General features: G+C 34.6%; 19 protein-coding genes. 3 read left to right on the plus strand and 16 right to left on the minus strand.

Going from position 1 to position 20,084, the window contains the following annotated elements:
* The coding region (locus AACP56_RS16090) for a Calx-beta domain-containing protein (RefSeq protein ID WP_339338353.1) at positions 1 to 2,150 on the minus strand (2,150 nt) is incomplete at its 3' end.
* Between the two features lie 408 nt (positions 2,151 to 2,558).
* Between AACP56_RS16090 and AACP56_RS16095 the strand changes: the two genes are divergently transcribed.
* A complete protein-coding gene (locus AACP56_RS16095) occupies positions 2,559 to 3,107 on the plus strand; it encodes a ClpP family protease (protein ID WP_339338355.1) in 549 nt (182 codons plus the stop codon).
* Positions 3,108 to 3,250: 143 nt separating this feature from the next.
* Here the strand turns inward: AACP56_RS16095 and AACP56_RS16100 are convergent, their stop codons facing one another.
* The 5 genes from AACP56_RS16100 to AACP56_RS16120 form a co-directional block, all read right to left on the minus strand.
* Positions 3,251 to 4,783, minus strand: a complete 1,533-nt coding sequence (locus AACP56_RS16100) for a cryptochrome/photolyase family protein (RefSeq protein WP_339338357.1) — start codon at positions 4,781 to 4,783, stop codon at positions 3,251 to 3,253.
* A 1-nt stretch (position 4,784) separates the two neighbouring features.
* Positions 4,785 to 6,080, minus strand: coding sequence for a DASH family cryptochrome (locus AACP56_RS16105; RefSeq protein WP_339338359.1), 1,296 nt, complete (start codon positions 6,078 to 6,080; stop codon positions 4,785 to 4,787).
* Complete coding sequence (locus tag AACP56_RS16110) at positions 6,077 to 6,217, minus strand: DUF2256 domain-containing protein (protein WP_339338361.1); 141 nt, start codon at positions 6,215 to 6,217, stop codon at positions 6,077 to 6,079. Before AACP56_RS16110 ends, AACP56_RS16105 begins: the two co-directional genes overlap by 4 nt.
* Positions 6,218 to 6,347: 130 nt before the next feature.
* Positions 6,348 to 7,127, minus strand: a complete 780-nt coding sequence (locus AACP56_RS16115; protein ID WP_339338363.1) for a zinc ribbon domain-containing protein — start codon at positions 7,125 to 7,127, stop codon at positions 6,348 to 6,350.
* 3 nt (positions 7,128 to 7,130) lie between these two features.
* Positions 7,131 to 8,225 carry a Nif3-like dinuclear metal center hexameric protein gene (locus tag AACP56_RS16120; RefSeq protein WP_339338365.1) on the minus strand — a complete coding sequence of 365 codons (1,095 nt, stop codon included), beginning with the start codon at positions 8,223 to 8,225 and terminating at the stop codon, positions 7,131 to 7,133.
* 48 nt (positions 8,226 to 8,273) lie between these two features.
* On the opposite strand from AACP56_RS16120, the gene lpxK reads away from it, so the two are divergent.
* Positions 8,274 to 9,296, plus strand: coding sequence for a tetraacyldisaccharide 4'-kinase (gene lpxK / locus AACP56_RS16125; RefSeq protein ID WP_339338367.1), 1,023 nt, complete (start codon positions 8,274 to 8,276; stop codon positions 9,294 to 9,296).
* Here lpxK and AACP56_RS16130 read toward each other — a convergent pair.
* From AACP56_RS16130 to AACP56_RS16170, 9 genes are all read right to left on the minus strand, one after another.
* Positions 9,262 to 11,487 (minus strand): hybrid sensor histidine kinase/response regulator, encoded by a 2,226-nt coding sequence (locus AACP56_RS16130; RefSeq protein ID WP_339338369.1) that lies wholly within the window; start codon positions 11,485 to 11,487, stop codon positions 9,262 to 9,264. The genes lpxK and AACP56_RS16130 overlap by 35 nt on opposite strands.
* A complete protein-coding gene (gene gap, locus AACP56_RS16135) occupies positions 11,484 to 12,494 on the minus strand; it encodes a type I glyceraldehyde-3-phosphate dehydrogenase (protein WP_339338371.1) in 1,011 nt (336 codons plus the stop codon). Before gap ends, AACP56_RS16130 begins: the two co-directional genes overlap by 4 nt.
* Positions 12,495 to 12,533: 39 nt before the next feature.
* Entirely contained in the window at positions 12,534 to 13,409 is an 876-nt protein-coding gene (lipA, locus tag AACP56_RS16140; protein WP_339338373.1) for a lipoyl synthase, read from the minus strand.
* Positions 13,410 to 13,465: 56 nt separating this feature from the next.
* On the minus strand, positions 13,466 to 14,029 hold the full coding sequence (locus tag AACP56_RS16145; RefSeq protein WP_339338375.1) for an RNA polymerase sigma factor: 564 nt from the start codon (positions 14,027 to 14,029) through the stop codon (positions 13,466 to 13,468).
* Positions 14,030 to 14,067: 38 nt separating this feature from the next.
* Positions 14,068 to 14,268, minus strand: coding sequence for a membrane or secreted protein (locus AACP56_RS16150; protein ID WP_339338378.1), 201 nt, complete (start codon positions 14,266 to 14,268; stop codon positions 14,068 to 14,070).
* A gap of 71 nt (positions 14,269 to 14,339) precedes the next feature.
* The gene (locus tag AACP56_RS16155) at positions 14,340 to 15,098 is read right to left on the minus strand and encodes an anti-sigma factor (protein ID WP_339338380.1); all 759 of its coding nucleotides are present in this window, start codon (positions 15,096 to 15,098) and stop codon (positions 14,340 to 14,342) included.
* Positions 15,098 to 15,661 (minus strand): RNA polymerase sigma factor, encoded by a 564-nt coding sequence (locus AACP56_RS16160; protein ID WP_339338382.1) that lies wholly within the window; start codon positions 15,659 to 15,661, stop codon positions 15,098 to 15,100. Before AACP56_RS16160 ends, AACP56_RS16155 begins: the two co-directional genes overlap by 1 nt.
* Before the next feature lie 195 nt (positions 15,662 to 15,856).
* The gene (gene murB, locus AACP56_RS16165; protein WP_339338384.1) at positions 15,857 to 16,873 is read right to left on the minus strand and encodes a UDP-N-acetylmuramate dehydrogenase; all 1,017 of its coding nucleotides are present in this window, start codon (positions 16,871 to 16,873) and stop codon (positions 15,857 to 15,859) included.
* Positions 16,870 to 18,063 carry a pyridoxal phosphate-dependent aminotransferase gene (locus tag AACP56_RS16170; RefSeq protein ID WP_339338386.1) on the minus strand — a complete coding sequence of 398 codons (1,194 nt, stop codon included), beginning with the start codon at positions 18,061 to 18,063 and terminating at the stop codon, positions 16,870 to 16,872. Before AACP56_RS16170 ends, murB begins: the two co-directional genes overlap by 4 nt.
* A 158-nt stretch (positions 18,064 to 18,221) precedes the next feature.
* Here AACP56_RS16170 and AACP56_RS16175 point away from each other — a divergent pair, with 158 nt between their 5' ends.
* Positions 18,222 to 19,565, plus strand: a complete 1,344-nt coding sequence (locus AACP56_RS16175) for an aspartyl protease family protein (protein ID WP_339338388.1) — start codon at positions 18,222 to 18,224, stop codon at positions 19,563 to 19,565.
* A gap of 36 nt (positions 19,566 to 19,601) precedes the next feature.
* On the opposite strand, the gene AACP56_RS16180 is transcribed toward AACP56_RS16175, so the two are convergent.
* Positions 19,602 to 19,991, minus strand: a complete 390-nt coding sequence (locus AACP56_RS16180) for a DUF1573 domain-containing protein (protein WP_339338390.1) — start codon at positions 19,989 to 19,991, stop codon at positions 19,602 to 19,604.
* Positions 19,992 to 20,084 lie beyond the last annotated feature (93 nt).

The following is a 20,084-nucleotide window of genomic DNA, read 5'->3' on the forward strand; positions in this document are numbered from 1 at the left end:
TCAAAGGCGATGCCCGTACCTGCCACGGCATCGTTATCCTGAATAGTTACTGTGCCGGGATTATTTGAAAACACAATATTTGGTGCTTGTCCATTTGTAATTGAAGGTGCTATTTCTGAATAAGAACCTGTAACTATAAAGTTTTCTGAAGGCTCTATTAAATTGTCATCAACAATTACTAATGAAGCAATTTCTATTTCTGTATCAGTTCCAGAAAATGTGAGATTTCCTGAATTAGAGGTATAATCAGCTGGACTAGTTGCACTTCCATCTGTCGTATTGTATGAAATATCAAAAGCATCTTGTACATTTCCATCTAATACGAATTGATAAGAAGTAACACCAACATTTTCATTTACCGTTTTATCCTCTAAAGAAATTATAGCTGTATCATTATCATGTATACGGACCATACCGCCTGGACCTGCAAGTCCAACTTGGTTAAATGAAACGTTAGAGAGTCTTTGTATAACTTGTTCAGAGGCTTCTACTATATTATCATCTAAAATAGTAAGAGGTATAAAAAATTCAGTACCTGCTGGCGAATTGGCAGGAAAAGAAATTGTTGCTGTAGTTGAATTATAATCCGAACCATCTGTTGCAGGGAAAGAAATACTAGAACTATTTACTGTTAAATCAACAGTAAAAGCTTGTTCTACACCAACTCTGCCAGAAGAAGGAGTAAGGAAAACACGCAACTGTATTATTCCAGCATCTTCATCCACATCATAATTACTAGTTGAAACTGTAGCTTCATCTGTATCTAAAATTGTTCCTAAACCACTACCATCAATTACAGTTACTGTGTTTGAAGCGTCAGTAATTATGGCATTAAAAGTTTGTGTTTCTTCTAACCAATCATCATCTATTGCTGCAACATTAAAAGTTACTGAAGAAGCATTAGCTGGTAAAGTAACTGTCGATGGTCCAGAATAATCAGCATTAATAGTTGAGTTATTTGTATAGTTTATATCAAAATCAATTGCCTGATCAACAGGATCATTGATTGATATTGTGAAAGTCATATCATCACCCTCATTTGCAGAAGCATTATCAATACTGACCCCAGATTTAACATTTAGGGTAACTAATGAAGTGTCACAAACGCCTTGGTTTGGTGCAGGTAGGCACACCTGTACTTCAAAAACATCGGTACCAGTAAAACCTGGATTTGGTGTATATGTAAACGTACCATCTGTATTAACTACTACGGTACCATTTAAAGGTTGTGCATTGGCAAAATAAGTATATGATGAGCCATTAGGTACATTGTCGTTTGCTCCAACATCTCCATTGAAAACTTCCTCAAATTCAGGATCAAAATAGTCATCCTGAGCATATGTTTGCATTAAAAAGAATTTACCATCACCATTATCATTGGTTGCAGCATAATATTTTATCGAAGTAATTGTAGAACCAATAGGGGCTAAGTCAGAAAGTTTATAAAGACCAACACCAATAATTTGACCATTCTCATTATTTCTACCACTACTCCAATAATCAGAATTTGTTGTCGGCGGTTGCTGTGGCCCCACCCCAGTCAAATTTCCTTCATTTCTTACAAAAGTTTTCCCGAGTAGTTGTTCTGCACCACCACCTACTGGAATTCCCATTACTTCTATATAAATACAGTTATTACCGCCACGTTCTGTAACAGCAATTACTCCTTCAGGATTTGATGGAATACCTGGGCTATAACTAATTGTCTGAATCTGTGTGTCCGTTGTTGCAACGGCTGTATAATCTTCACAAAAGTCGTCACCATTACTATTGGATTCAAAGTAATGGTTTAAGTTAAGGGATTGGTAGGCATCAAGTGCTAAAACATCCCAATTAAGATCATTACTTGAACCAACAATCTCTGATCCGTTTAATTGTATATCGTTTCCGTCATGACCACCAGGTCCTAATCTTGTTAGTTCGTAACTTGAGGGTACCACAAAGGTGCTATACACAGAACCATCAATACTTATAGATTCCAAGGTTGCGGAATCGCTTAAGCTCGGTTGTGTATCTGCCCAGGTAAAGGTAACTCCCGTTCTAACAGAATTTGCTTGTGCAGCTAACTTAAAGTTAGATAGAAAAACTAAAGCGATAAAAAGAAGTGTTGCTTTAGCAAAAAAACTGCCACTTTGTTTTGTTGTGGTCATAGGTTTATGTTTATGAAATTCATCCTTAAATTTTCAAAACCTAAAACATTCTTAATAGCGATAATAGCACAGGAAAGATTGTCAATAGGTTAAGATTACATTTCAATTTTGAATTGACTTGGGTTCAATTACGCGGTAAAAGTAATCCCAAATGCTAATCCTAGATAAATTTCACGTTGTTGGTGGTTAATAAATCGATTAATAACAATTCGCTAGATGAACGGTGCTATAGTATCGATATTGGTAAGATGTTGTAAAACAGAGAGTTTTGTATTCGAAAAAACTTTAATTTTCTTATTGTAGAAAGTATATTGCGCTTTATTGTTCTAGGTATTATAGTCTATTTTTTTTCGGGTAAGTTTTCATGAAATATTTAGTTAATTTTGTGTTTTATCTTAAAAAGAAAAAATGAGTTCTAAAAAGGGAAAAGTACAAGAGGCTATACAGGAAAAACTACTGGAAGAACGTAAAGTATTTTTATGGGGAATGGTGGATGACGGTTCTGCAAAACACGTTATTGATAGACTACTATATCTTGATTTACAAAACAATAAAGAGATACAACTAATCATCAATAGTCCAGGAGGTTATGTGACATCTGGTTTTGCAATTTATGATACTATTAAGCAGATAAAAAGTCCTGTATCTACTGTATGTTCTGGTTTAGCGGCTTCTATGGGTTCTATTTTATTATCTGTAGGTGAAAAAGGACGTAGGTTTATCCAACCACATGCTAGGGTAATGATACATCAGCCAAGTGGTGGGGCGCAAGGTCAAGCATCAAATATTGAAATTCAGGCTAAAGAAATTATCAAAACAAAAGAGCTAGGTGCTAAAATATTAGCAGATAACTGCGGGCAAGATTTTGATAAGGTCATGAAGGATTTTGATAGAGATTATTGGATGGGTGCTGAGGAATCCCTTAAATATGGTATAGTTGATAAGGTTTTAAAATAGCCTAGATAGATACTAATTACAAATTAAAAGTCCTTCACAGTTTATTGTGAAGGACTTTTTATATATAGGCGCTCTCGCGGAATAGTTTAAATTATATACGTGATTTGGTCGTTGTTTAGATTTAATCCTCTCGTTAATAAAAGTTAAAATTTATCAGGATTAGAAATAATATCATTAGCTCTGCTTTTAAGTTGTTGAAGTTCAACCTTATCTTTCTTATTTAATAGATTTAGCATCATTGCCATCCGCTGATTATTTTTAAAATAATCTTTCTTTTCATCAAGAAAATTCCAGTATAAGGAGTTGAATGGACATGAATTCTCTCCAGTTTTTTTGGTATGACTGTAATGGCAACCTTGACAGTAATTACCCATCTTATTAATATAGTTAGCACTACTAACATAAGGTTTGGTAGCAACAATACCGCCATCTGCAAATTGACTCATACCACGAGTATTTGTAATCTCTACCCATTCTATAGCATCGATGTAGACGCCTAAATACCACCTATCTACTTCATCTGGATTTAACTGTGTTAAAAGGGCATAGTTACCAATTATCATCAGACGTTGGATGTGATGCGCATATGACTCGGTTAGACTTTGGCCAATCGAGTGTTTAAGACAATTCATTTTTGTATTTCCAGTCCAGAAGAAATCGGGTAGGGGATTTGTGTTGTTAAGATGATTGAGTTCTTTGTAATTAGGCATTTCTTTCCAATAAATACCCCTCATATATTCTCGCCAGCCTAGGATTTGTCTAATAAAACCTTCTACTTGGGAAATATTGATTTGCGAAGAATTTTCATAGTAGTGCTTTAAGACACTATTTATCACTTCTTTTGGTGATAACATTTTAGTGTTCATCGCAAATGAAAGGCGTGAGTGAAATAGAAATTTTTCTTCTGTATGCAAAGCGTCTTGAAAATCGCCAAAGTGGATTAGTAAATTTCGGCAAAAATGATTTAAAAGCTCTTCAGACTGTTCTCTAGAAGTTGGCCAATTAAATTTTTCTGTGTCTATACTTCCAAAAGTAGAAATATCTACTTTTTCTATTTCAGATACTATTCCTGATACATTTTGATTCCAGTTTAGTTTAGAAGGAACCTCTGGCCTTCCACTCCATTTTTTACGGTTACTTTGGTCATAATTCCATTTTCCACCTTCGGGTTGACCACCAACTACCATTATATCATGCTTTTTTCGCATCATGCGATAAAAGTTCTCCATTATAAGCTGCTTTTTTCCTTTAAAGAAGCTTGCTAGTTCCTCACGATGTGTGTAAAAATGGTCGGTATCAACGACACTTGATTTTATATCGAGATTTTCACAGATATTCTTTAATTGTTCATCTAAACGGTATTCATCTGGAAGTTGATATTGAAAATGCTCGGCATTAGTTTTTTCTATACAATCATGAATTATCTTTTCAAGGTTTTGAGGATTATTGGCATCATTAATTTTTAAGTATATTATTTTATGTCCTTCTTTTTCTAAATACTGTGAAAAATTCCTCATTGAAAGAAAGAAGCCTACAATCTTTTGTATATGATGTTTAACATAATCTGTTTCTTGACGCATTTCAGCCATAACGTAGACAACGTCATAATCTTTCTTGCTAAACCAACTGTGTTTATAGTTTAATTGATCTCCCAAGATCAAGCGTAGAGTCTTCATTTTAAAATAACTGTTCTTGTAGCCATAGCCTTTGGAATTTACCCTTAGGGTCATACATATCGGCTTGCCTCTTAATATTAAATTTTCTATCTCTAGGGTCATTGCCCACACCACTGTTGTACATCCAATTTCCCCAGTTGCTATGTACATCGTAGTCTATCAACATGCTTTCAAAATATGCAGCTCCTATTCTCCAATCCTGTTTTAGTCCTTTGGACCAGTAACTGGCAACATTTTGTCGACCTCTATTACTCATCCAACCTGTATTTGCCAATTCTATCATATTTGCATTTACAAATGGTTCTGTGGTTTTTCCATTGATCCAATCGTCTAAACTTTCAGCACAATTGTTCCATTTGTAATCTTTATTGGCCATTCCTCCTAAATCAAAGATTTTATGTTTATGTTTTAAACTCACGTATTTAAAATAATCTCTCCATATGAGTTCAAAAATTAACCAATAAGTATCTTCATTTTTAACGATCTCTTTTTCAAACTCTTTTATGGTCCAATAAATTGTGATTGGAGAAATACAGCCATTAGCTAGCCAAGCCGATAGTTTTGAACTATAATCAGTTCCTATTAAACCATTTCTGGTTTTTTTATATGATACTATTCTTCTTTTGTTCCATATATAATCATTTAGCCTCTTCAATGCAGCTTCCTCTCCGCCTTTAAATGGGAAGGCACTTCTATGATCTGGCTCAAAATCCTTAAACCCTAGTTGTACCAATGTGGGTATTCGGCTATTGGTCTCAAAATAGTTTTCATAAGGCTTAGATTCTATTGCGGTAACAGGTTTGCGTATAGCTACATGTTTCTCGCAAAGTTTTCTAAAATTCGTAAAAACCTCTGGAATGTTATAGAAGCTGTTATATGGTATTTCTTTTGGATCAAATAAGAATTGGTCACAACTTTCTATAAACCTTATATTTTTTGATAATGAGTTTTTAACTGCATTAAGTACATTATTCTCATCTCTTGTCCATTCAGCCTGTAGATGAATCGTTTTTATTTTATGTTCATCAATTAGCTTTTTTATTAAATCTTCTGGCTTAGCATAAAATATATAAAGTGGGATATTAATTTTTTTTAGGTTGTCTTTAAGATTGGTAACAGATTCAATTAAGAATTTGGCTCTAAACTTTTCAGTTTTTTTAAAACCAAAATCATCTTTTTGGAATTGTCTAGGGTCAAAAAAATAAGCAGCAATAGTGTTTTCTGCCTCACATGCTTTTTGAAGCGAAATATTATCAGTAATCCTAAGATTGTTCCTAAACCAAATTAGTGTATTCAATTTCTCTTTTTATTTTGCCTGCATTTTTGACTACAATATTTTACACTGTCCCAGTCTTTGGCCCATTTTTTCCTCCAGCTAAATGGTCTATTGCAGATTAAGCAAACTTTTATGGGTAGATTTTGCTTTTTATTCATTTTGTTTAATAAAAATACAAAAAAACTAAACAATAATATTTCAAAAAAAAGAGAGTGAGGTTAATTTATATCCTAAAAACAAAAAACCACCCCGAAAAGGGCGGTTTTATCAATTAGAATTGAAGACTAATTAAATCTTGTCGAAAAGTTTGTGCATTTTTTCTTGCTCTTCATCTGCCAGTGTCGAATCTACTAAAATGCGACCGCTGTGCTCATCTGTAATTATCTTTTTTCGAGAGGCTATTTCTACTTGAACCTGCGGCGGAATGGTAAAAAATGAACCTCCAGAAGCACCTCGCTCAATAGGTACAACAGCTAAACCGTTTTTTACATTGTGGCGAATTCGCTTGTAGGCCTTTATCAAACGTTCTTCTATTTTTTCTTCAAACTCCTCAGATTTTTTGAGTAGAGCAGACTCCTCTTTTTCTGTCTCGGCAAGAATAGCGTCCAGCTCGCCTTTTTTATGCTTAAGGTGGGCCTCTCTTTCACTTAGCTTTTCCTTTGTTTCGGAGATTACTTCTTTCTTTTGTTCTATTTGAGCTTTAAATTCCTTGATGTTTTTTTCAGCTAATTGGATTTCCAATTCTTGAAACTCAACTTCTTTACTCAATGAGTTGAACTCACGACTGTTGCGAACGTTTTTCTGTTGTTCGGCATATTTTTTGATCAGTACCTTGGATTCTTCAATAAGGTTCTTCTTTGCGGCTATCTCAAAATTTATGGTCTCAACATCGGTTTTTAACTTGTCCATTCTTGTTTTAAGACCAAGAACGTCATCTTCTAAATCTTCAACCTCTAAAGGTAATTCGCCACGAACATTCCTTATTTCATCAACTCTAGAGTCTATTAACTGCAAATCGTATAAGGCACGTAATTTGTCTTCTACAGTTGTTTCTTTTTTTTTCGCCATATGTTAAAAATACTTGATGGGATTAGTTATACTTTCCGATAAAGTGACCGCAAAATTAGGAATTTTTTTTGTAAGAAAGTCTACCAATAAGTTTTTTGTAAACTGCTCTGTTTCAAAGTGCCCAATATCAGCTATAACCAACTTGTTTTCTGCCTCAAAATATTGATGATATTTTATGTCAGCAGTTATAAAAACATCAGCTCCTGCATTTTTTGCTGCAGAAATTGCAAACGCCCCGCTACCACCTAAAACTGCTACTTTGTTTACTTTTTTTCCAAGAAAAGCAGAATGTCTTATTCCTTTGGCCTTCATTACATTTTTTAAGTGTGTAAAAAAATCTTTTTCGCTCATCTCCTGTTTTAGATGACCAATCATACCCATGCCTATGTGTTGGTTAGTATTATCCAAAGAAGTTATTTCATAAGCTACTTCTTCATATGGGTGGTTTTTATGTAAGGATTCTAAAATGTTTGATTCGTTTTTTGATAGAAAAGTAATGTTCAATTGAATTTCTTCTTCCAAGTGGGTTTTCCCTACTTCTCCCAATGTCGGATTTGCATTTTCACCGGCTTTAAACGTGCCAATACCCTCAACACCAAAACTACAGTTACTATAATTACCAATATTACCTGCTCCGGCACTAAAAAGCATATTTTTTAGATTTTTTGCGCTATTTTTTGGCACATAAGTGGTCAACTTTTTTAAGGTTCCTTTCTTAGGAATCAATACTTTAGGTTTTTCTATTCCTAGTGTTGAACAAATTTTTGCATTTACCCCTAAGTTTGAGTTGTCCAGAGCGGTATGCATGCTGTAAATAGCAATATTGCTGGCAATTGCTTTCATTACCACGCGTTCCACATACGTTTTTCCTGTAATTTTTTTTAATCCCTTAAATAGAATAGGGTGAAAACTAACTATTAGGTTACATTTTTTGGTAATTGCTTCCTCTACTACATTTTCCAGTGTATCCAAGGTAACTAAGATGCCAGTCACTTTTTGATTGGGGTCGCCTACTAGCAGACCAACATTATCAAAATCTTCGGCATAATGCAAAGGAGATAGTTCTTCTAGTATTTGGGAAATAGCATTTACTGTCATTGTAAAAGATTTATGTTGCTAAAGATAAAATATTATAAATTCGCCTACATGCAGCTTCTACGTTTAATGGCCTTTCCTATTTCATTAGTATATGCTTTGGTGGTATACCTTCGTAATCTACTGTACGATTTAGGGGTTTTTAAATCTACTTCTTTTAAAACGCCAACAATATGTATTGGAAATTTGAGCGTTGGAGGAACTGGCAAAACCCCTATGATTGAATTTATCTTGCGTTTATTTCAGGACGACTATAAAATTGCCGTATTGAGTAGGGGCTATCGTAGAAAAACCAAAGGATTTCTTTTGGCTGATAAAAATTCTACGGTTAAAGAGTTGGGTGATGAACCTTTTCAGATTTATTCAAAGTTTAAGGGTATTTTTCTTGCTGTTGATGAGAACAGAGGACATGGAATCTCAAATTTGGAAAATCTAGTAAAGCCAGACTTAATTTTATTGGATGATGCATTTCAACATAGAAAAGTCAAACCTAGTTTTTCCATACTTTTAACTACTTATGATAACTTGTATGTAAATGGTTGGTATTTGCCAACAGGAGACTTGAGGGACAGTAAAATGGAATCTAAAAGGGCAGATATTATTGCAATTACCAAATGTCCGGAAAACATTACAAAAAAACAGCAACAAAAAGTTATAATCCAAATAAAACCAAAAGAACATCAGAAAGTAATTTTTGGCAAACTGGTCTACAGTGATTTTTTAGTTGGGGAAAACGATAAAATACCTTTATCCCATATTAAAGGGAAATATTTTTCATTGGTCACCGGAATAGCCAATCCAGAACCTTTGGTTTTATATCTGAAATCTATTTCTGATTCCTTTGAGCATTTTAGCTATAAGGACCATCATTTTTTTAATGAAGATGATATTGCAAGTTTTTCAAAAAATGAATTGGTAATTACTACAGAGAAAGATTTTACTAAGCTAAATGGAAGATGCGAAAACCTTTTTTATTTAGAAATGAAGCATGAATTTCAAGACGATGGTAAATCAATAATTAAGGAATCAATCAGAAGCCTTATGCCTGATTTTCCTGTACCTTCTTCTTCTTAAAGATATTTTCCCCTATTTTTTGATAAAACACTTCAGGTTTAAACGGTTTGGTGACAACATCATTACAGCCAGCTGCGTAAAAACTATCTAGACTGTCATCCATTGAGATAGCTGTTAGCGCTATAATTGGAATTTCCTTATTGAACATTCGTATTTGGATAGTAGCCTCTTCTCCACTAATGCCAGGCATATGAATATCCATTAAAATAGCATCATATCTTTTGTTCTTGGCAGCATCAATGGCCTCATTACCGTTATTGGCTATATCGCAGGTAATGCCCTTTTTATCGAGCATTTTCTTGGTTATCACTTGATTTATTTTATTGTCCTCTACGATTAGTATGTGTAAACCTTCAAAATCAAAATCCTCAGGGCTTATTTCAAAAGAAATATCTGAAACTACACTGTTCTGATAATTAAGGTCTAAATCAAAGTAAAAAGAACTCCCAACATCAATCTCACTTTTCAGCTGGATTTTGCTGTTAAATAGGCCTAAAAGACTTTTAACAATAGTTAAGCCAAGTCCAGTGCCTCCATATTCACGATTAATCTGGACAGAGCCTTGCTCAAAGCTGTCAAATATATTTTTCTGTTGCTCTTCAGAAATTCCAATACCTGTATCACGTATTTCAAAATAAATTTTTACCTCATCTTCATCTTTGTGCTTGAGCTTTGTAATGACATCCACCTGTCCTTCTTCGGTAAATTTTAATGCGTTACCAACTAAGTTCATTATTATTTGGGAGAGTTTTACGGGATCCCCCATTAAATGTATAGGAATGCTATTGTCATAGTCCAATACAATTTTTGTATTGTTCTCATTGGCTTTTTGCTGAAGCGAGTCAATAACATCGGTCAATACATTTTTTAACTTAAACTCGATATTTAGAGCTTCGAGTTTATCGGCGTCTATTTTATTGATTTGGAGGATATCATTAATAAAATTCAATAAATATTCACCGGAAAATTTTAAGGACTTTAAATGTTCTTTTTGATGTTCAGCTGGGTTTTCGTCCAATAGCAAATGCGTGAGCCCAGTAACTGCATATAGTGGGGTTCTTAATTCATGTGTAACTGTGGATAAAAAATTAGTTTTTGCCTTCATGGCCAATACCGCAGAATCCCTAGCCGTCTCCAGTTCGCTGTTTTTTGTTTGCAGTAAATCGTTTGTTTTTAACTTGATTTGATTATTTCTATATAAGGAAACTGCCAAAAGGGAAATTATTGTTAAAAATGCAGATGCTAAGATTGCCGTTATTTCAGATCTGTTTTTAGACTCGCTCAATGCTTCATTTTCTTCACTAAGACGCTGAATTTCATCAATTTGAAATTTACTGGTAAGCTTATCTGCAGTTTTCATTTCAAGTTTCACTTTTTCGATATTAAAAAGAGAATCCTGGATATTGAGTAAGTTTTTGTTGAATTTTACAGACTTTTCATAATCATCCAAATCTTCATAAACTTTGGCAAGAAATTGATTGGCAACTAATATTTCCTTATAAAAATTATTCTTTGTTGCTATTTCGAGAGCAGCTTCACCGTGTTTGGTGCTTTTTTCAAGTTCACCTTGAGTTAGATTGAGTTCTGCTAAACCAAGATTTGCTTTGGCAGCTAGATAAGTTCTTTCCTTAATGTCCGAGTTTACCAGTAGTGCATTCAGTTTTTTTTCCGCCTCATCAAATTTTTCAATGTTCAAGAAAATATTTGCTTCGGCCAGCTCAATATTATTGATAAGGTTTTTGTCATTGCTCAATAATTTTGCTTCATCAAGCATTTTTCTTGCCTGAAAATTATTTTTCTCACGATACAAAATGGTCGCATCTATAAATTTTTGCATTGCATCGCCAAAACGGTATTCCGTACTTTTTAAAATTGCCCCTGCTCTTTCTCTGTAAAACGACGCGGTATCATGGTCGTCCAGCTCTATATGCAATAGAGCAATTTTTTGATAAATATCAATCAAAGATTGCGGATTCTCGTTTTGTTCTGCAAGCACTGTAGCTTTATTAAGAACTTCTATGGCAGATGCAATTTTATTCTGGTGTTTTAAAAGAAGGGCCTCTTTATAATATGATGAAATGGTTTGTTTGGACAATGTACTGTCCTGAGCTTTTATATCAAAGGGTTGAAATATAAAAACTAAGACCAATATGAGGCTTGGTACTACTTTATATGAACTTTTATGTGTCAAACGTAGTTTTTCTTAATAAGTAGGGTCATTAAATCTATGAGTCTGGAACAGTAACCGGTCTCGTTATCATACCATCCTATTATTTTTACCATTTTTCCAATGACAGAAGTCATTTGAGAATCAAACGTACAAGAATAATAACTATTGTTTATATCTACTGAAACTATAGGATCTTTCGTATAAAAAAGTACGTTTTTTAAGTCTTTTTCTGATTGGCTCTTAAAAGTACTATTTATTTCGGCAATTGTGGTGGCTTTTTTAACATTGAAAGTAATGTCCGTGAGCGAGCCATTTGGAACAGGAACTCGAATGCCACAACCACCTATTACGTTCGCCAAGTCTGGAAAAATCTTAGTTAAAGCCTTTGCTGCTCCGGTTGTAGTGGGGATTATTGACTGAGATGCCGCTCTAGCCCTTCTTAAATCCCTATGGGGCCTGTCATGAAGGCTTTGGTCAGAAGTATAGGAATGTATAGTTGTTATATACCCTTGTTCTATACCGCAAAGTTCTTTGACCACTTTAATCATTGGTGCAGCATTGTTGGTGGTGCAGGAGGCATTTGAAATTATGTGGTCTGATTGGTTTAAAATTTCTTCATTAACCCCTAGTACCACCATTTTTATGGAATCGTCAGTGGGAGGCACAGATAAAATAACTTTTTTTGCCCCATTTTTAAGATGGAATTCTAGGTCCTTCTTGCTCTTAAATTTTCCAGTTGCTTCAATTACAATATCAACTTTGTGCTCATCCCAGTTGATTTCTTTTGGATGTAGATGATTTAAAACGGGTATTTCTTCCTCTTTAAATGCTAGATTATTGCCTTTGTAACTAACATGTTGTTGAAATCTACCATGAATACTATCATATTTCACCAAATGAGAAAGTGTTTCGGCATTTGCTAAATCATTGATTGCCACCACAGAAATTGCATCATTACCTGCAAGTAGTCTAAATAAAGTCCTACCTATTCTGCCAAAACCATTAATACCAATGGTTACTTTTTTCATTTGATCCTAATCTTAAAAAGAATGGTTGTTGAAGGTAAATTAATGGATATGTTTGTGGGCCTTATATGAGGAACGGACTAAAGCACCACTTTCTACATGTCTAAAACCCATTTCTAGGCCAATTTCCTCAAATTTTTTGAATTGTTCCGGTAATATGAATTGTTTAACTGGCAGATGCTTTTTTGAAGGTTGTAAGTATTGGCCAATAGTTACTACATCTACGTCCACGGCCCTTAAATCTTCCATCGTTTGGATAACTTCCTCTTCTAGCTCACCTAAACCAAGCATAATCCCGGATTTTGTGCGGTTTGCACCATTTTTCTTCAAGTATTTTAGGACTTCTAGGCTTCTATCGTATTTTGCTTGAATCCTAACTTCCCTTGTCAGGCGTTTTACAGTTTCCATATTGTGTGAAATAACTTCTGGAGCAACCTTTAAGATTCTATCTAAATGTTTTTCTATGCCTTGGAAATCTGGGATTAGAGTTTCTAAAGTGGTCTCGGGATTCATTCTTCGAATAGCCTTTACGGTTTCTGCCCAAATGATGGACCCCATGTCTTTTAGGTCATCCCGATCTACTGAAGTAACAACCGCATGTGTAATACCCATTATTTTAATGGAGCGAGCAACTTTTTCTGGTTCTGCCCAGTCTACACTTTCTGGCCTACCTGTTTTAACACCGCAAAACCCACATGAACGGGTGCATATATTACCTAAAATCATGAAAGTAGCAGTACCTTCTCCCCAACATTCGCCCATATTGGGGCAACTTCCGGAAGTACAAATGGTATGCAAATCATATTTTTCCACTAAACCCCGGAGTTGGGTATATTTCTTACCAGTAGGCAACTTTACCCTTAACCATTTCGGTTTTCCTTTGGGAGGAATAACATGTTCAGCTACTTCAACACTCATAACAATATTCTTTACAGCAAATATACAAATTGGGGGTCAACTAATTTTTGTGAAGACTATTTGTCTTTTATAATCTCAGCAAGTAATTTTTTAGCTCTTAGTAGTTTCACTTTCACATTATTTAAGGGTTCATTAAGCTCTTTTGCAATGGCTGAATAGCTTAGTTCGTTAAAATAGCGAAGATTGATGACCTCTTGGTAGTGAGGTTTTAATTTTTTTATATGTGAGAGGAGTGTTGCTAGATTTTGCTCTGTAATCAATTGATCTTCTGCCGTAGGAGATTCATCTAAAACTTTTTTTACCGTATCAGCAGAACTATTTTCCAACTCATCTAAAACATTACGCTTGCGTTTACGAATAAGGTCTACATGAATGTTTTTGGAAATAGCTATTAACCAAGTCTTAAACTCATAAGAATCGTCATAAGTTTTGATTTTATCAAAAGCCTTAGAAAAGGTTTGAATAGTTATATCTTCGGCATCATTTTCGTTTTTGGTGCGTTCCAATTGAAAATGGTAGACATAATTCCAAAAAGTATCCAATAAAGAACTAAAAGCAATTTGGTTTCCAGCCTTAGCTTTATTGATTTTTTCTTGTAGAACTTCGTCCGTTTTATTCAAAAAAGTAATTTATAGGTTATTTAAAACCAGTAGTGCAATCAGGCAATTGCATCTTTCTTGCAATCCTGTTCTTCGGGAAGTTTACCGCAAAACCCACAGGCTTCTCCATCTTTGTTTAAAAATGGATTTTGACTTGCGCATGTACCTGCGAACTTACCATCTTTCTTGGACCAAATCTTAATCGCTATACCTGCAAAAGCTAGACCTAGGAGACCAATTGTCAGTAGAATCAACTTCATGTGTCAAATTTTGTACAAAAATACAAAATAAGACCTGAAGAACTATTTTGAATGTGTAATCTTGGGTAAGTTTAATAGTTAATATTGGCAACTATGTTTTGAACAGTTGGGGTTTCGTTCCCACCTTGAGGTTCAATTGTAATATAACCGACTGCATTATCAGCATATGGCAAAGCCAATAGTTTCTCTTTATCATCAAATTGCTTGATGATGCCAAGGTTTACCATTTCACCATTTACTTCTGCCCACATTTGGAAGCATTTATCTTCGGGCAGCTGTGGAAGGCTACTTACGTTAATATAAGACAATTTTTTAACTGGATTTATATAAGCAACGGCTTTTAATTCCTGAGCCTTTTTGTTGCCATTTACAGTATACCTTCTAGTGTTGGGGTTGTTTAGGACAATGTATTGATTCCTGATATCTTCAAGCTGAATCTTCATATCGTTCTCAAGACTTTTAATCTTATTGGTAACCATTGAATTTTCTTCCTGTAAATTCTGGTTTTGATTATAGAAGAAGTAGCTTGCACCAGCAAAAATCAAAGCTGCGATACTTGCTGCGACAGCAAACCTGTAAAATTTACTCCTACTACGTTTTTCTTGCTTTATCCTGAATAAGATTTGCTCCTTGAGTCCTTCAGGTGTCTTTAGAGCATGCATTTTAGCAAAAGTCTCCAAATTCTCTTGAAGTTCGTTATATGCTTCCCTGACTTCTGGATACATGGCAATATAACGTTCCACACGTAAGGATTCTTCAGTAGAAGTGGACCCCAAAAGATATTTCTCCAAAAGGTCTGTATCTAAAAATATTTTAATCTTTTCTTTCATTATAAAACACTTAAAACAATTGCTAGCACCATTGAAGTGCCATAAATTTTCCGTAATTCACGAAGTCCGATTTTTAATCTGGACTTAATTGTACCCAAAGGAATATCTAATTCATCACTAGCTTCTTGCTGGGTCATTCCTTCAAAAAATAGGGCTTCAAGGACTATTTTATACTTAGGTTCAATTTTGTCAAGATTTTCTTGGACATCCATCAACTCTGGCATAATCCCCCTCTCACCTAAATTATATACGTCTGAAACATCAATTTGGATTTCTTTATCTGCTTTTGTGTTTACACTCCTTAATTTATCTATGGCAGTATTTCTAGTAATTCGGAACAGCCAAGTAAATAGTTTTGCCTTGGTAACATCGTAAGAGTCAGATTTCTTCCAGATTTTTATAAAACTTTCTTGAAGCACGTCTTGAGCTAAATCTTCATTTTTCACCACCTTGTAAGCCACTCCATATAGTGTATCTCCATAATTGTCATAAAGTAATGAGATGGCTTTTTCATCTCGTTCCTGTAACAATTCTACAATGTGCTTTTCTAATAGTGTGCTCATTCTTAAGATATTGGCAAAAAATAACTTTTATAAAATCCAAATAAAGATTCTTGCCGTATATATATTGAACGCTAAAGTAAGAAATTGATTATTACAGCGTGTTTTGATTTTTAAAAGATAATAGTTTAAACGTATATAAATTTTTGGTTAGTTTGGTTTGGTATAACCCCTGTTTTTCTCCAAAGAAATCGGGGGTTATTTTATGATGTTTACTTCAGGGACTATGCTAATTTTAAATTTATCCAGTACAGCTTTTTTAATCTCATAGGCTAGGTCTAAAATTTGCTCTCCAGTTGCATCCCCATAATTTACCAGCACTAATGCTTGTTTTTCATGGACACCAGCATCGCCAAATCGTTTTCCTTTAAAACCGCATTGTTCTATTAGCCAACCGGCTGGTATTTTAAAGTTCTTGGAATCAACTTCATAAAAAGGAGCGTCAGGATTTTTCTTTTTAAATGTTTCTAAAGCCTTTTTTGAAACAACTGGATTTTTGAAAAAACTTCCACTGTTGCCAATTTCTTTTGGGTCTGGAAGCTTGCTCTTACGAATAGCAATTACTGCATTGGAAATATCTTTTATGGTAGGATAAACAATGTTATTGTTTTTTAACTCTTCTTCGATAGCACCGTAAAAAGTCTGTAATTTATGATTGTCCTTTGTTAATCTAAGTTTGACTGAAGTGATGATATATTCTCCTTTTACTTCATTCTTGAAAATAGAATTGCGATAACCAAATTTACATTCCTCTTTAGTGAACTCCTTTAACTCTTGGGTTTTAATATGCATTGCTTCACAGCTTACGAACACATCTTTTAACTCTACTCCATAGGCACCAATGTTCTGAATTGGAGCTGTACCTGTATTTCCAGGGATTAAGGATAGGTTTTCAAGCCCGCCATAGTCATGATCTAAGGTCCAAAGCACTAATTCATGCCAGTTCTCTCCAGCCATAACTTTTAGCACTACAGATTCCTCCTCTTCCTCAAAAACTGTTATTCCTTTTAAGTTAATGTGAAGCACTAAAGCTTCAATATCCTTGGTAAGTAGCATATTACTACCACCACTGATTACAAATTTTTCAGGATAAGCGGATAATTGCAAGGCTTTCTGTAGTTGCAGTAAACTGTTTATTTCTGCGAAAAAACTTGCATTTACTGCAATACCAAATGTATTGTAGTCTTTTAAAGAAATGTTTTCTTGAATATTCACGAGTTGTGATATTGTTTTAAGCCTTCAGCAAGGATATGGACAGCCTTTTTTAGGAGTTCCTTTTCTAAGACATATGCTATGCGAATCTGATTGGTTCCTAAACCAACTGAAGCATAAAAACCTGCTGCAGGGGCAACCATAACAGTTTTTCCGTCAACATTGAATTTTTCTAACAACCATTGTGCAAAATCATCAGAATCTTTCACAGGGAGTTCAACAACGCAGTAGAAAGCTCCGCTTGGCTGGGCAACTTTAACGCCATCTATTTTCTTCAGCTCTGCTACTAATAAATCCCGCCTTGACACATATTCCACAATAACATCATCAAAATAGCTTTGCGGTGTCTCTAAAGCAGCTTCACTTGCTATTTGGGCAAGTGTTGGTGGTGATAGTCTTGCTTGTGCAAATTTTAATGCAGCTTGTATAACTTCTTTATTTTTTGAGACCAGACATCCAATACGCGCCCCGCACATGCTGTATCTTTTAGAAACAGAGTCAATTACTATAGCATGGTTCTCAAGTCCTTTAATACTTAGTAGGGAATGATGTTTCTTTCCATCATAGGCAAATTCTCGGTATACCTCATCAGCTATTAGAAAAAGGTCGTGTTTTTTGACCAATTCTGCCAATTGTTCTATTTCCTCTCTATTGTACAAATAACCCGTTGGATTGCCCGGGTTACATATTAAAATTGCCTTTGTTTTTGAAGAGATTAATTTTTCAAATTCCGAAATTGGTGGTAGTGCGAAGTTTTCTTCCAATTTTGAAACAATGGGCACAACGTTAACCCCATTGGCCGTAGCAAACCCATTGTAATTTGCATAGAAGGGCTCTGGTATGATAACCTCATCGCCTTCATCCAAAATACTTCCCATAGCAAAGGATAGTGCTTCTGAGCCCCCAGTGGTAACTATAATGTCTACAGCTTGTATTGTTAGGTCATGCTTTGCATAGTATTTAGCAATTTTATCTCGGTATTCCTCAGAACCTTCGGTTCTACTATATGCCAAAACATCAATATTACTGTTCTTAACTGCATCCAAAGCTATCTTAGGGGTCTTAATATCTGGTTGGCCAATATTTAGGTGAATTACTTCAACGCCTCTTTTTTTTGCATCTTCCGCAAAAGGAACTAGTTTCCGAATAGGAGAGGAAGGCATCTTACTTCCTTTCAATGAGATTTTTGGCATTCCGAGCTTAATTTTTCACAAAAATCGATAAACCACTTTAAGAAAACAATTTAAGAGGGTTTTAATTTCGGGTTAAGCATAATGTTAAATTAAGGTTACTAAAGCCAATAATTCGCTATATTTATGTAGGTCAATCAATTAAAACTAGTGATTTGTTGTTGAGAACAATCTACATAGTATGTTTTGTTTTATGTTTTGGGCATGTTTCCAACGCTCAAAAGTTTCAAATTCCTCCTGGAAAGAAGTTTGAAAAAATCAATTTCGAATTGATTAACAATTTAATGATTGTTCCTGTTGAGGTCAATGGCTCTAAACTCTCGTTTATACTGGATTCTGGTGTGAGCAGCCCAATTCTATTTAACCTTTCAGACCAAGATTCCATTCAAATCAATAATGTTTCTAAAATTACATTACGTGGATTGGGGGAAGGAGAACCTATGGAGGCCTTGAAATCCACAAAGAACATCTTTAAACTGGGAAATGCCGCCAATTTTAATCAGTCACTTTATGTTGTTTTGGATAAAGATTTAAACTTTTCCACTTCATTGGGCATTCCTGTTCATGGGATTATTGGTTATGATGTCTTTAATAGTTTTATAGTAGATATCAATTACACTGGTAAACATTTAAAACTATACACCAATGAATCTTATAGTGAAAAGAAGCTTGCTAAGCATCAAGAACTGCCATTAGCTGTCTATAAGAAAAAAGCTTACCTAAATGGCAGTATAATGTTGGAAGATGATACTGATGTACCTGTAAAATTATTGGTTGATACTGGCAGTAGTGACGCATTATGGCTTTTTAATGACCCCGAAAAAGGATTGGAAATCCCCGATAAGAACTATGATGATTTTTTAGGAAAAGGGCTCAGTGGCAATATTTTTGGCAAACGCACTAAATTAAAGGGTGTTAAAATAGGAGATTTTTTACTTAATGATACCAAAGCGGCATTCCCGTTTAGAGAAGCATTTAGCGCAATCAAAAGCTTGGGAGATAGGAATGGAAGCTTGGGGGGCGAAATTCTAAAAAGATTCAATATTGTTTTTGATTATAAAAACAAGAAAATCTTCATAAAGAAAAACAGTAATTTCAATAAACCTTTCCAATATAATATGGCAGGCATTGATTTGCAGCATAATGGTGTGCGCTATATTTCTGAGCGTATAACAAATTCTAGAGGTGTTGTCCAACAGGATAATAAAGACACCTTTGGTAATGTCCAAATACTGCTTGGCAACCAAACAAGGTTGAGCTTAGTCCCAGAGATTGTTGTTTCTGGTATTAGAGCAGGTAGTCCTGCTGAAGAAGCTGGTCTTAAAGAAGGTGATATTATTTTGGCGGTTAACGGTAAAAGAGTACATCAATACAAATTGCAAGAGATACTTTCAATGATTAACCATAGAGAAGGGAAACGGGTAAAACTTTTAATAGAACGCTACAATAAAGATTTGCTATTTTCTTTTGTGGTTAAGGACATTTTTAAATCAAAAAAGCCCTGACAATAGTCAAGGCTTTAAATGTATTATTTACTTTTTTTACTTAGTTCCTTCTCCCTTTATTGTTCCTTTGATCTTTAGAACAGTAGTAGGAGTATCTGAATTAGAAGAAATAGTGATTGCTTTTCTAAATGGACCAACACGGTTGGTATCATATTTTACCTTAATTTCCCCTGTTTCTCCTGGTGCAATGGGAGTATTCTTAGGATATTGAGGTACTGTACAACCGCAACTACTTTTTGCGTTAGATATTAGAAGCGGTGAATCCCCTGTATTGGTAAATTGGAATACACGAAGTCCATCGCTACCTTTTGCAATTTCGCCATAGTCAATCGTCTCACTTTTAAACTCAATTTTAGCGGTCTTGTCCTGTGCTTTTACGCTTAAGGCCAAAAGACCTACAAATAATAAAAGTACTGCTTTTTTCATCTTTTTAATTTTTGAGGAATTTCAAATTTAGGTCTTTAGAAACCTACATCCAAAATTCTTTTGTTATGTAATAACGTTACTTACTTTTGTTTC

It is taken from the genome of Croceitalea sp. MTPC6, assembly GCF_036985525.1.
Lineage (GTDB): Bacteria > Bacteroidota > Bacteroidia > Flavobacteriales > Flavobacteriaceae > Croceitalea.